Source organism: Micromonospora globbae (assembly GCF_036184225.1).
Classification (GTDB): Bacteria; Actinomycetota; Actinomycetes; order Mycobacteriales; family Micromonosporaceae; genus Micromonospora; species Micromonospora globbae.
In genome coordinates, this window is record NZ_CP108084.1 from 1,633,908 (window position 1) to 1,648,070 (window position 14,163).

Consider the following 14,163-nt stretch of genomic DNA (forward strand, 5'->3'; position numbering starts at 1 on the left):
GTGACCGTCCTGGCCGACGTCGACGCGACGATCCGGAGCCTGCGCGAGGAGGTGTGCCGGCTGCACGCCGAGCTGACGCGCTACGAGCTCGTGGTGTGGACCGCCGGCAACGTGTCGGCGCGGGTGCCGGACCGCGACCTCCTGGTCATCAAGCCGAGCGGGGTCGCCTACGACAGGCTGACACCGGAGAACATGGTCGTCTGCGACCTGTACGGCCGGGTCGTCGACGGGGGACTGGCCCCCTCGTCCGACACCGACGCCCAGGCGTACGTCTACCGCCACATGCCCCACGTCGGCGGCGTGGTGCACACCCACTCGACGTACGCCACGGCCTGGGCCGCGCGGGGCGAGCCGATCCCCTGTGTGCTGACGATGATGGCCGACGAGTTCGGCGGCGACATCCCGGTCGGCCCGTTCGCGCTCATCGGCGACGACTCCATCGGGCGCGGGATCGTCGAGACCCTCGCGCACAGCCGGTCGCCCGCCGTGCTCATGCGCAACCACGGCGTCTTCACCATCGGCCCGACGGCCCGGGCCGCCGTCAAGGCCGCCGTGATGTGCGAGGACGTGGCCCGCACCGTCCACATCGCCCGGCAGCTGGGTCAGCCGCTGCCCATCGACACACGCGACATCGACTCCCTCTACGACCGTTACCAGAACGTCTACGGGCAGCGCTGACCCGCCCGGCTACGCGAGGAGATCCACCCATGCCTGCTGACCCCCAGTACGCCCCCGAGTTGTGGTTCCTGACCGGTAGCCAGCACCTGTACGGCGAGGAGACGCTGCGTCAGGTCGCCGAACAGTCGCAGGCCATCGCCAAGCAGCTCGACGCCAGCGGGGTCGTGCCCGCGAAGGTGGTCTGGAAGCCGGTCCTCACCGACTCGGCCGCGATCCACGCCCAGGTGCTCGAGGCGAACGCGGCGACACGGTGCATCGGTGTGGTCACGTGGATGCACACGTTCTCGCCGGCGAAGATGTGGATCGCCGGGATGGACGCGTTGCGCAAGCCGATGCTGCACCTGCACACGCAGGCCGGCGCCGAGCTGCCGTGGTCCACCATCGACATGGACTTCATGAACCTCAACCAGGCCGCCCACGGCGACCGGGAGTTCGGATACCTCACGGCCCGCCTCGGTGTGGCCCGCAAGATCGTCGCCGGGCACGTGAGCAACCCGCGCGTGGTGGAACGCGTCGCCGCCTGGGCCCGGGCGGCGCTCGGCGCGCACGAGCTGCGGACGCTGCGGCTCGCGCGGTTCGGCGACAACATGCGCGACGTGGCCGTCACCGAGGGCGACAAGGTCGAGGCGCAGCTGCGGTTCGGGGTGTCCGTCAACACGTACGGGGTGAGCGACCTGGTCGAGCTGGTCGACCAGGTTCCCGACGCGGTGGTCGACGACCTGGTGACCGAGTACCTCGACAGCTACGACGTGACGGCCGAGCTGCGCCCGGGCGGGGACCGCCACGAGTCCCTGCGCTACGGCGCCCGGATCGAGGCCGGCCTGCGGACCTTCCTCACCGACGGCGGCTTCCGGGCCTTCACGACCAACTTCGAGGACCTCGGCGGCCTGCGCCAACTGCCCGGCCTCGCCGTGCAGCGGCTCATGGCCGACGGTTACGGCTTCGGCGGCGAGGGCGACTGGAAGACCTCCGTCATGCTCCGCACCACCAAGGCCATGGAGGCCGGCCGGCCCGGCGGCACCAGCTTCATGGAGGACTACACCTACCACCTCGTTCCGGGGCAGGAGAAGATCCTCGGAGCCCACATGCTGGAGGTCTGCCCCAGCATCGCCGGCCGGAAGCCGACCCTGGAGATCCACCCGCTCGGTATCGGCAACCGGGAGGACCCGGTGCGTCTGCGGTTCACCGCGGCACCCGGCCCCGCCGTGGTGGTGGGCATCGCCGACCTGGGTGACCGGTTCCGCCTGACGCTCAACGAGGTCGACGTCGTCGAGCCCGACGAGGCGCTGCCGAAGCTGCCGGTCGCGTGCGCCGTGTGGCGGCCCCGGCCCAGCCTGTCGACCTCCGCCGAGTGCTGGCTGCTCGCCGGCGGTCCGCACCACACCGTCCTCTCCCGCGCGGTGGGCACCGAGGAGTTCCGCGAACTGGCCGAGATGCTGCGCACCGAACTCGTCGTCATCGACGCCGGCACCACGCCCGAGGCCCTCCAGCGCGAACTCCGCTGGACGGCCGCGTACCACCGCCTCGCCGCTCGCCTGTAACCCCGCCCCGACCACCGGGACCACCCGTTCGCACCGCGTCTTCACCGGCAAGGGGCAGCCCCGCACGGTGACGGTGCCGGAGGGCAGCACGCACGTGCGGCTCTGAGCCGGGGGTTCGGGCAGCGCCCTGCGCGGCGCTGCCCGAACCCGCCGACGCTCAGGCACGACCGGCCGCGAGGCGTCCGGGCGACCCGGGGGGCCGCCACCCGCCGGGCGCGCTCAGACCTCCAGCGGCAGCCCGTCCTGGTGCAGCCGGAAGGATCCGAGGGCGCCGGGGTCGGCCGCGAGCCGGAGATCGGGAAGCTGCCGCGCGATCCGCTCGACCATGATGCGGCTCTCCAGCCGCGCCAGGTGCGCCCCGAGGCAGAAGTGGATGCCGTAGCCGAAGGCGAGGTGCCGGCGGACGTCGCCGCGGTGGATGTCGAACACGTGCGGCCGGTCGAAGACGGCGGGGTCGCGGTTGGCGCCCCACAGCGACAGCGCCACCCGGTCGTACGCGGGGACCACTCCGCCGGCCAGCGCGACGTCCTCGAACGCGAACCGGGGTGGCACGATCTCGACCGGGCCCCGGAACCGCAGCGTCTCCTCGACGACCGCGTCCGCCAGCGACGGGTCGTCCCGCAGCGCCCGCCACTGCGCGGGGTGGGTGAGCAGCAGGCGGAGGCCGTTGACGATCAGGTCGACGGTGGTCTCCTGCCCCGCGATGAGCAGCAGTTGCACCAGGGCCACCAGCTCGTCCCGGTCGAGCTGGTCGGCCTGGTCCGAGCGCGCCACGAGCTCGGACACGAGGTCGTCCTCCGGGGCCGCCCGGCGGCGGGCCGCCAGCTCGTCGAGGTACGCGCCGAACTCCAGGGTGGCCGCCGGGCCGTCCGCGCTGGCCGACACGATCGCGGCGGACCAGGCGCGGAAGCGTGACCGGTCCGCCTCGGGAATGCCGACCAGCTCCGCGATGACGTTGACCGGCACCGGGTCCGCGAGGTGGGTGACCGCGTCGATGCGGCCCCGCCGCCGGGCGTCCCGGACCAGCCGGTCGGCGAGGTCGCCGATCCACGGCTCCAACCGGGCCACCGCCCGGGCGGTGAAGGCGCCGCTGACCAGCCCCCGCAACCGGGTGTGGTCGGGTGGGTCGAGGTTGATGAGCTGGCGGGACTCGATCCTCGCCACCTCGGGCAGGTGGTGCCGGGCGGGCTCGGGCAGGCCGGGGTGGTGGCGGTGGACCTCGTGCCCGATCGCCGGGTGACGCAGTCCCGCCAGCACGTCGGCGTGTCCGGCCACGACCCAGAACCGGTTGCCGGCCGGATCGATCTGCAGGACCGGCCCCGGGTTGTCCCGCACCCGGTCGTAGAAGGCGTGCGGGTCGCGGCGGACCGCCGGGTCCCACAACTCGGAGATGCCGAACGTGGCCGCCACACCGCCTCCTCAGGGCGTCCGATCCGGCCCGGCGTGCGGACCGCGCGCCGGCGCGTCCGGAGGTCGCGTCGGCGCGCCGGGGGGTGTCGCGGGGCGCGACAGGGCAGCCCGCAGGACCGTCCGACGGGGAAGGTGAGCGTTAACATATGTGCGTTTCCAGGACGTGTCAATCGATAGACCTACTTGTACGTAGGGGATTGACGACGGGGTTTGTTAACGCTCACACTCCTGGCAACGGCCGAGCTCGGCTGCCGAGGGTCCGCGGTGGACGGCGGGGGCGTCCACCCTCCTGACCGGACCCCGGAACGCACGCTCGCCGCGTCGCGCGCGCGGCCAACCCGTCCTGCGGATGCCGATGTGCCAGGAGCCGTTCCGACCGGCGACCTGGCCCCCACACCACTGGAAGGACTGACCCAGAAGTGGCCCAATCCGACAAGGTCTCCGTCAATCGACGTCAACTGCTCCAGGCATCGGCGGCCGGGGTGGTGGCCGTCGCCGCCACCACCGCTCTCCCGACGGCGGCCGCCCACGCGGCGCCGGAGGCCGGGGCGGCGTCCGGCCCCTCACCGCTCGGTGTGACCCCACCGGACCCCGGTCCCGGCGGCACCGCTCCCGTCAGACCGTTCCCGCTGCGCGACGTGCGGCTGGGCGACGGCCTGCTCCAGGAGAAGCGCGACCGCATGAAGAACTTCCTCCGGCAGTACGACGAACGGCGCTTCCTCGTGCTGTTCAACAACCAGGCCGGGCGGCCCAACCCGCCGGGCGTCTCCGTCCCCGGGGGCTGGGAGGACGGCGGCCTGCTCAGCGGCCACTGGGCCGGGCACTTCATGACGGCGCTCGCGCAGAGCTACGCCGACCAGGGCGAACCGATCTTCAAGAGCAAGCTCGACTGGATGGTCGACGAACTCGCCGCGTGCCAGGAGGCGATCACCGCCCGGATGGGCACCGGTGGTGGTTCGGGCGGTGCGGATCCACAGGCGCCGGCGATCGGCCGGGTGCCCGGCAGGTTCGGCCGGGGCCTCCGCCTGAACGGCCCGAGCGCCGCACAGCACGTGGCCCTTCCCCAGGAAACGATCAGCCAGCTCGGCAACTTCACGATCGCCACCTGGGTGAACCTGGCCTCCGCCCAGAACTGGAGCCGGGTGTTCGACTTCGGCCAGAACACCACCGTCAACATGTTCCTGACCGCGCGCGCCGGCGTCACCGGCAACGCGCCGCGGTTCGCGATCACGACCAGCGGTTCCGGCGGCGAGCAGCAGATCAACGGCGACGCGGCACTGCCGATCAACGAGTGGGTGCACCTGGCCGTCACGCTGTCGCAGAACACCGGCACCCTTTACGTGAACGGCCGGGTCGCCGGCCGGAACACGAACATGACGCTCAACCCGTCGCACCTCGGCAACCCGGGCAACCGGTGGATCGGCCGCTCGCAGTACGGCGACCCGTTCCTGGACGCGACCATCGACGAGTTCCACGTCTTCGACCGGGCGCTGAGCCAGCAGGAGGTCGAGTCGCTGCTGGACTCGCCGGCCGGCACCACCGGTGGCGGGACGATCGCCTGGTACCGGTTCGACGAGGAGGGCGGGACCACCCTCACGGACTCCTCGCCCAACGGCCGGGACGCGGGAGTCGTGGCCGTGCAGAGCGGGACCGAGCTGTGGGTCCCGACCCACCCCGGCTATCTGGGGGCGCTCCCGGAGGACACGGTGCTCCGGCTCGGCCCGCCCAGGTGGGCGGTCTACGGCGGCAACAAGGACACCAACACCTGGGCCCCCTGGTACACGCAGCACAAGATCATGCGCGGGTTGCTCGACGCCTACTACCACACCGGCAACCAGAAGGCGCTCGACGTGGTAGTCAAGATGGCCAACTGGGCCCACCTGGCGCTGACCGTCGGGGACAAGAACCACCCCGACTACACCGGCCCCATCACCCGGGACAACCTGAACTACATGTGGGACCTCTACATCGCCGGCGAGTCCGGGGGCGCGAACGAGGTCTTCCCCGAGATCTACGCGCTCACCGGCGACGGGAAGCACCTGGAGACCGCCAGGTTCTTCGACAACCGGGAGTCGCTGTTCCAGGCCTGTGTGGAGAACCGCGACATCCTCGTCACGACGCCACAGACACGCCCCGGCCGGCGCCGCCCGGACCGCCTGCACGTCAACCAGCACGTCCCGCAGTTCGTCGGATACATGCGCGTCTACGAGCACAGCGGGGACCCGGAGTACTTCCAGGCCGCCAAGAACTTCTTCAAGATGGTCGTCCCGCACCGCATGTACGCGAACGGCGGCACGGGCGGCAACTTCCCCGGCTCCAACAACAACATCGAGATGTTCCAGAACCGGGACAACATCGCGAACTCGATCGCCCAGGGCGGCGCGGAGACCTGCAGCGCGTACAACCTGGGCAAGCTGGCGCGCAACCTCTTCCTGCACGAGCACGACCCCGCGTACATGGACTACTACGAGCGGGGCCTCATCAACCAGATCGCCGGCTCGCGGGCCGACACCTCCAGCGTCAGCAACCCGCAGGTCACCTACTTCCAGCCGTTGACGCCGGGCGCCAGCCGCAGCTACGGCAACACCGGCACCTGCTGCGGCGGGACCGGCCTGGAGAACCACACCAAGTACCAGGACACGATCTACTTCAGGTCCGCCGACGGCGGGACGCTCTGGGTCAACCTGTTCCTGGCGTCGACGCTGACGTGGGCCGACAAGGGCTTCGTCGTCACCCAGGAGACGAACTACCCGCGCGAGGACCACACCAGGCTGACCGTCGACGGCCGCGGCCGGCTCGACATCAAGCTGCGGGTGCCGGGCTGGGTGCGGCGGGGCTTCTTCGTCACGGTCAACGGCGTCGCGCAGGACGTCGACGCCACGCCGGGCAGCTACCTCACGCTGAGCCGCGACTGGGAGCCGGGCGACACGATCGAGGTCCGCATGCCGTTCAGCATCCGGATCGAGCGGGCGATCGACCGTCCCGACACGCAGGCGATCTTCTGGGGCCCGACCCTCCTGCAGATCCTCGGGAACCCGGGGGCGGGCAGCTACCGCGAACTGTCCCTCTACCGGTACCTCAAGCGGGACGGCGACTACGCCCGCGCGGCCATCACCCACGCGAGCACCACGCCGGCCGGTGACATGCTCTTCACCACCCACGGCTTCACCCTGCGGCCCTACTACATCAGTGACACCCAGCCCGTCTCGTCGTACTTCCGGCGGGTCGAGCCGACCATCGTGTTCGGGTCCGTCGACACGGGCGTGCCGAACCGCAAGCGCAACGACGGCCTTCCGAACTACGACGTCCCCGTGGCGGGCATCCCGTCGCCCGGCACCGACGGCCCGACCTTCCTCGACCTGGTGTGGGACGAGGCGCCCTTCGCCACCCACGGCGCGTTCGTCTCCACCGTCGCCCGCACCGCCGAGGCGTTCGTCGAGGCGGGAGTCTTCACCGACGCCGAGAAGGACGTCGTGGTCTCGCACGCCGCCCGGGCGAGCAGGGAACTCGCCCCGTAGGAGCACCGCGGTCGCCGCCAACCGTGTGGCGACCGACGTCGTGAGCCAGACGGCGGTCTGACCGACTCTCGTCGGTCAGACCGCCGTGCCACCCCCTGCCGGCGGCGAGCCGGGCAGTCTCCACTCCTTCCGCACACCGCCCCAGGCGGGAAGGCCGTCGGCAGCTCGCGCACGCGCCGGCACGTCGCCGCACGGACCGCCGCTGCCCGCCGGGCCCGGGCGTAGGGCCGGCGGCACGACCAGTGCTGGCGCCTCCAGGACGTGGAGGCGACCCGAACATGAGGAGTGTGAGATGAGCAAGCAGTTCTCCCGCCGGTCGGCCCTGCGCCTCGGTGCGTTGGCCGCCTCGGCTCCCGCCGTGGCGTCGCTGCTTCCGGCCACCGCCGCCCACGGGGCACGTTCCACCACGGACCCGGCCACGACCGTCCCCCGACCCGGCTGGGTCGGCCCGAACTGGTCCGTCACACCGTTCGCGCTCAACCAGGTGGCGCTGCGGGACGGCATCTTCCAGCAGAAGCGCGACCGGATGCTCCACTACGCCCGGCACTACCCCGGCACCGGAGGCGTCCTCGACGGGCCCGACCGGATGCTGCACCTGTTCCGCGCCAACGCCGGGCTTCCCGCCCCCGGCACCTACCCGGGCGGCTGGGACACCCCGTGCCATCTGCTGCGCGGCCACTTCACCGGTCACTACCTGACGCTGCTCGCCCAGGCGTACGCCGCCACCGGCGAGGACGTCTTCGTCGACAAGCTCGACTATCTGGTCGAGGAACTCGGCAAGTGCCAGCGGGAACTGGACAAGCGGAACCTCGGTCGCGTGCCGGGCAGGTCCGGCAGGGCGGTCCGCCTCGGCGACCCGCACCCGAACCAGTACGTGCAGCTACCGGCGGGCATGCTCGACGGCGTCACCGAACTCACCATCGCCGTCTGGGTGAACCCGGCCGTCGCGCAGACCGGCGCCCGGATCGCCCACTTCGGCGCGAGTCCCACCTCGTACCTGTCCCTGACCGCGGACAGCGCGGGCCCGCGGTTCGCCATCACCAACCTCGGCAGCGCCAACGAGCAGCAGATCACCAGCAACACGGGGATTCCCGCCGGCCAGTGGACACACCTCGCGGTGACGCTCTCGCCGACCGGCGTCGGCCGGGTCTACGTCAACGGGGTCGAGGCCGGCGCCAAGGTGCTCGCGCTGACCGCCGCCGCGCTGGGACGGACCGTCGACAACTGGATCGGACGGTCCCGGAACGACAACGACCCCTTCCTGAACGCCACCGTCGACGACTTCCGGCTCTACCGCCGGGCGCTCGACCCCGCGGAGGTCCAGGCGCTGCACTCGGACGGCGCGCCGGCCCCCTCCGACCTCGTGGCGTGGTACCGCTTCGACGACGAGGGTGAGACGGCCGTCGACCACTCGGCGAACCACCGTGACGCCCGCATCGTCGGCGTCGGCTACCCCGGCTTCCTGGCGGCGTTCCCGGAGGGCCAGTTCGTCCGGCTCGAACCGCCCACCTTCCAACCGAACAGCGGCCCGAACGCGGTCTGGGCCCCCTGGTACACCTGCCACAAGATCATGAGAGGCCTCCTGAACGCCTACGACCTGACCGGCAACGAGGAGGCCCTCGACATCGCGTTCCGGATGGGCGACTGGGCCCACCAGCGACTGAGCCGCATCAGCCGGGACGACCTCAACCGCATGTGGGACATCTACAGCGCGGGCGAGGCCGGGTCGATGAACGAGGTGATGGCGGAACTCGCGGCGCTCGCGTCGGACGAGGACCGGAAGGCCCGCTACCTCGCGACGGCGAAGGCCTTCACCTTCGACACGCTGTTCGACGCCTCCGTGGCGGGACGCGACGAACTGAACGGACGCCACGCCAACCAGTACATGGCCCCCAACATCGGGTACCTGCGGATCTACGAGCAGACCGGCGAGGCGGACTACCACACGGCGGCCCGGAACTTCTGGTCCATGGTCGTCCCGCACCGGATCTTCAGCAACGGCGGCGCGGGCCGGAGTGAGCACTTCCGTCAGCGAGGTTCCATCACCTCCGGATTCACCTCCTCGTCGGACCCGCGACACGCCGAGACGTGCTGCGCGTACAACATGCTCCGCCTCACGAGGAACCTGTTCTTCCACGAGCAGGATCCGGCGTACATGGACTACTACGAGAAGGCCCTGCACAACCAGATCCTGAGTTCACGGCGCGACATCGACAGCGTCACGAGCACCGAGGTGACCTATCACCAGAACATGTGGCCGGGCAGGTCGCGCAGGATCGGAAACGTCATCGAGTACAGCCGTTACGGCGGCAACGGCAGCTGCTGCAACGGGACCGGCCTGGAGAGCCACACGAAGTACCAGGAGTCGATCTACTTCAGGTCCGCCGACGAGTCGACGCTCTACGTCAACCTGTGCATCGCGTCCACGCTCACCTGGCCGAGCCGGGGATTCGTCATCACCCAGGACACCGCCTACCCGACCCGGGGGGCCACCAGGCTGAGGTTCGACACGGGCGACGGCCCACTCCAGATCAAGCTCCGCGTGCCCTCCTGGGCCCGCAAGGGCTACACGGTGACGGTCAACGGCGTCCGCCAGGCCCTGGACGCCGCTCCGGGCACGTACGTCACGCTGGACCGGCACTGGACGGAGGGGGACGTGGTCGACGTCTCCATGCCCTTCAGCTTCCGCGTCGAGAAGGCGCTCGACGACAGGGCCATCCAGTCGATCCTCTACGGGCCGACGCTCATGGTCGTCCGTGACGACACACCGAGCTACCGGCAGTTCAGCTTCTACAAGGACCTCAAGCTGGACGGGGACCTGGCCCCCGCCATCGCGCCGACCGACGTCCCGATGCACTTCACGACGCACGGTTACACGCTGGCCCCGTACTACGTCTCCGACCCGGTCCCCGGCGAGTTCAACGCCTACCACCCCTACGTGAAGCGGGTGGAGCCGGAGGTCGTGTTCGGATCGGTCAGGACGGGTGTGCCGAACGACGGCATCCGCGACGAGGACGGCGAGACCTTCCTGGACCGGGTCTGGGAGGCGGCGCCGTTCGCCAACCACGGCCAGTTCGTCCGCCGCGTGGAGGAGGTCTCCGGCCAGTGGCTCGCGGCCGGCCGCCACACGCGGGAGCAACGCCAGGCGATCCTCGCCGGCGCCGCGCGGGCCGAACGGGACCTGCGCGGCTGACCCCGGTCCGGAGACACGTCGGGATCGGGCGCGCGGTCGAAGGGCCCGTCCCGACACGGGCGGAGGGGCTGCCGGGAGCAGCCCCTCCGCCCGTGTGTCAGCTCGCCGTCATCGAAGGTGGAACAGCGCCCGGAGGGCGGTCCCGTCGTCCGCCGTGGCGGTGACCGCGTAGCAGGCGCCGGGCGTGGTGGGTGTCTTCCAGGTGAAGACGAACTGCCCGGCCGTGGTGTCGTAGCGCAGGGCGGTGCTGCCCGGGGTGGGGACCTCGACGGCCTCGACGCCGGACGAGGTGGCGCAGTCGATCCGCGCGGCCGTCATGGTCACGGCGTCGGTGTCGGTGATCTCGTCGGCCGCGAACAGCTCGAACTTCAGGGGCACGGTGCTGCCCGCCCTGACCTGGTTGCGCACGCCGTCCATCTCGACCGGCTGGTGGAACCCCTTCGCGGTCCAGGGCAGCACCGTGTACGTCTGCGTCGCCGTCGCGGTGTTGCCCGCGACGTCGGTCGCCGTGGCCGTGACCGTGTGCGTCCCGACGGTGGTGCGGTAGCCGCTCACGACGCACCCCGCCGGACCGGAGGTGGTGTCGCTCGCCGTGCACGTGGGGGCGGGCGGCACGGAGCCGAAGTGGACGACGCCGATGGTGGAGTCGAAGGTCGCGGTCGGTGCGACCGTGTCCACCCGGACCGTCGCCGATCCCGGCTCCTCGACGTTGCCGCGGCGGTCGGTGGAGCGGTACTCCACGCGGTGGGTGCCCTGCTGGTCGACCGGGACCGCCGTGCCGGGGTACGCCGTCCACTCGCCGCCGTCGATCCGGTACCGGGTGTCGGCCACGCCGAACGCGTCCGTCGCGGTGAGCGTGAAGGACGGGACGGTCCGGTACCACCCGTCGTCGCCGTCCGGTTCCGCCGGCGACCAGGCCACGGTCGTCGTCGGCGCCACCGTGTCGCCCGGGTCGTCGGCGAAGACCCGCCAGTCGGTGAGCGCCACCGCGGACCAGGTGGTGCCGTTGCCGTTGGCCCGGATGGTGGCCCGCACGCGGGGCGTGGTGACCGGGTCGAACGTCACGGTGTTGAACGCCGTCGTGCTCGTGCCGTAGCCGGACGCGCCGGGCACGTCGCGCCAGGTGGAGCCGGCCTCGTCCCAGTACTGCAGCACCCACCCGTCGGGCTCGGCGACGCCCTCTCCGCTGCCGCGGTTCGAGTCGCGCCAGAACTTCAGCTCCGTCCCGGTGATCCGCACCGGGCGGGACCAGTCGTACTGGACCCACTGCGTCGCCGGGCGGCTGCCGGACCAGGTGCCCCAGATCTGCGCCTGGCTCGGGTTCGGCGGGTCGGCGCCGTCGTTGAGCGCGGTGAGGCTGTTCCAGCCGGCGGTGTAGGACGCGGACGGCGTCGCGAGCGGGGCGATGTTGCCGGTGAGCGGCCCCGACAGGTCCGCCGGGACGGTGACCGTCCTGGCGGTGCCCAGGTTGCCCGCCACGTCGACCGCGCGGAACGACACGGTGTGCCGGTCGGCGTCGGGCGCCGCGATCGGGCCGGTGTAGGTGGTCCACGCTCCGGCGCCGATGGCGTACTCGATGCGGGCCACCCCGGAGGTCGCGTCGCTCGCGGTCACCGTGACCGTGCGGGTGTCGCCGTCCACGGTGCCCGTGCTGACCGGCGCGGTGGCGTCGATCCGTACGGCGAGGTCCGCGACCGCCGACACGTTGCCCGCGCGGTCGGTCGCGGTCGCCGTGACCGTGTGCCGTCCGTCTCCGGAGACGGTGACGTCGACGTACCGCACGTCGGTGGCGACGGCCGGCTCCCCGTCGTCCAGGCGGGCGGTGATGGTCATCCGGCCGCCACGGTCGTCGACCGCCGCGACCCGCACCCGTACGGCGGACCGGAACCACCCGGCCGCGCCGGCGCTGCCGACGGGCGTGAGGGTCAGGGTCGGCGCCGTCTCGTCGCCCTCGGTGTCGCCCGGTGAGATCACGGTGACCTGCGCGGCGACGCGGTCGGCGGCGTAGCCGAGCACGGTGCCCCGGACGGTGAACGTGCCGGGGGCGGCGACCTGCTCGGGTGTCACCGGGTCCCAGAAGACCGGCACCCGCAGCGTCTCGTCGCCGAACGACACCGGGACGGTGCCGGGCAGGTCGGTCTCGCCCACCTCGACCGTCATCGGCGGTGGGGTGACCGACGGCGGTTGTGCGGCGAGGATCTTCCACTCCTCGACGGCGACGGCCGAGTAGGTGCTGCCGTTGGTCGACGCGTCGAAGATCGCCCGCACCTGCGTGGTGGTCACCGGGTCGAACGTGGTGTCCTGGAAGCCTCGGGTGCCGGTCGGGTAGCCGCTCGGGTTCGGCACGTCGACCCACTGCCCGGTGGCGAGGTTCCAGTACTGGATGCGCCAGCGCGCGGGCGCCGCGACGCCCACGCCGGTGCCCTGCGGCTGGTCGTTCCAGAAGTCGATCTGGGAACCGGAGATCCGCATCGGCTGGTCCCACGTGTACTGCACCCACTGCTGCGGCGGGTTGTCACCGGTCCACGTGCCCCACATGTCCGGTGGCAGCGGGTTGGACCGGACGATCTCGTCGTTGAGCGCCTTCACCCAGTACTGGGTGGGTACGGGCTCGTTGGAGACGGTGACCGTCGCCTCCTGGGCGATGTTCGGCCGAGGGGTGAGGTCGCGCCCCTTGACGGGCGTCGGCGTGACCGGCCTGATCCGCGGCGGGGTGAGGCTGTCGTCCCACTCGAGCCTGTCGATCGCCACGGACCGGCGGAAGTGGCCGCCGCCCACGGCGTCGGCGGTGTGGTACGCCAGGTACCACCGGCCGTCGAACTCCACGATGCCGGGGTGGCTCGTCGTCGAGGAGACCGGCCGCAGGATGGTGCCCCGGTAGGTCCACGGCCCGGTGGGCGACGACGCCGTCGCGTACGCGATGCAGGCGTGGTAGTTCGCCGGGGTGCACGGCGAGGTCGGGCCGGCGTTGTTGCCGGCGTACGCCAGGTAGTAGGTGCCGTCGCGCTTGAAGATCCAGGGCGCCTCGAAGAAGCCGGTCAGGCCGGAGACGGCACGCTGGGTGCCGACCGGCGTCTTCATGTCCTGCGCGAACTCGAGCATCCGCAGCTGGCCGAACGTGCCCCAGTAGACGTACACCCGCTGGTTCGGGGCGGCACCGTCGATGAGGATCGTCGGGTCGATGTTCTGGATGGTGTTCGCCGTGGGCACCCGCTGGGAGATCAGCGGGCCGCCCACGTGGTCACTCCACGGGCCGGTCGGGCTGTCGGAGACGGCCAACCCGATGGCGAACCTGTCGGCCGCCGGGCTGTCCCGTTCGTAGACCGGGACGTACCAGTAGTAGCGGCCGTCCACGCCCTGGATCATCTGCCCGGCGTACGCGCGGCCCGGTGTCGCCCAGGCGAAGACCGCCTCCGGGCGCATCAGTGACGGGAAGTGGGTCCACTGCCCGGACGCGACGTCGCCGGTCCGGAACGCGCCCCACTCGTTCATGACGAAGTCGTTCGTGGACGGCCCGGCCTGGTCGTGGCCGGTGTAGATGTAGAGCTGGTCCCGGCCGCTGTCGTTGCCGGGGGCGCCGGCCGGCACGACCACGGGCGCCGGGTCGGCGGAGTAGTAGCTGCCGTCGCCGAGGATCGGGTTGCCGGTGTTGGTGAAGGTGTACGAGTCGGCGGCGTGGGCCGGCGTGGCGACCCCGGTGATGCCGCCGGCGACGAGACCGGCCACCGCCGCCGCGGCGAGCGCGGCGCGGAAGCGGCTCACCGGTCCGCGGGTCCGTGGCGCGGCGTCGCGCCGGATGCTGTTCACGGTTCCGACCTCCTCG

General features: G+C 71.6%; 6 protein-coding genes. 4 read left to right on the plus strand and 2 right to left on the minus strand.

Annotated features, from left to right (window positions below; all coding sequences use genetic code 11):
• Together OG994_RS07270 and araA are read left to right on the plus strand one after the other, a co-directional pair.
• Positions 1-678, plus strand: a complete 678-nt coding sequence (locus OG994_RS07270) for an L-ribulose-5-phosphate 4-epimerase (protein WP_120326919.1) — start codon at positions 1-3, stop codon at positions 676-678.
• Positions 679-707: 29 nt separating this feature from the next.
• The gene (gene araA, locus OG994_RS07275; RefSeq protein WP_328852610.1) at positions 708-2,219 is read left to right on the plus strand and encodes an L-arabinose isomerase; all 1,512 of its coding nucleotides are present in this window, start codon (positions 708-710) and stop codon (positions 2,217-2,219) included.
• Positions 2,220-2,438: 219 nt separating this feature from the next.
• Here araA and OG994_RS07280 read toward each other — a convergent pair whose 3' ends face one another.
• A complete protein-coding gene (locus tag OG994_RS07280) occupies positions 2,439-3,629 on the minus strand; it encodes a cytochrome P450 family protein (RefSeq protein ID WP_328852611.1) in 1,191 nt (396 codons plus the stop codon).
• Between the two features lie 419 nt (positions 3,630-4,048).
• Between OG994_RS07280 and OG994_RS07285 the strand changes: the two genes are divergently transcribed.
• On the plus strand, positions 4,049-7,147 hold the full coding sequence (locus OG994_RS07285; protein WP_328852612.1) for a beta-L-arabinofuranosidase domain-containing protein: 3,099 nt from the start codon (positions 4,049-4,051) through the stop codon (positions 7,145-7,147).
• 292 nt (positions 7,148-7,439) lie between these two features.
• Positions 7,440-10,340, plus strand: coding sequence for a beta-L-arabinofuranosidase domain-containing protein (locus OG994_RS07290; protein WP_328852613.1), 2,901 nt, complete (start codon positions 7,440-7,442; stop codon positions 10,338-10,340).
• Between the two features lie 108 nt (positions 10,341-10,448).
• Here the strand turns inward: OG994_RS07290 and OG994_RS07295 are convergent, their stop codons facing one another.
• Positions 10,449-14,147, minus strand: a complete 3,699-nt coding sequence (locus tag OG994_RS07295; RefSeq protein WP_328852614.1) for an OmpL47-type beta-barrel domain-containing protein — start codon at positions 14,145-14,147, stop codon at positions 10,449-10,451.
• Between the last annotated feature and the right edge of the window lie 16 nt (positions 14,148-14,163).

What these genes read in the sequence shown, in the direction of transcription:
- OG994_RS07290 (WP_328852613.1), top strand. Translation starts at nt 7,440, where the DNA reads ATGAGCAAGCAGTTCTCCCGCCGGTCGGCCCTGCGCCTCGGTGCGTTG.
- araA (WP_328852610.1), top strand. Translation starts at nt 708, where the DNA reads ATGCCTGCTGACCCCCAGTACGCCCCCGAGTTGTGGTTCCTGACCGGT.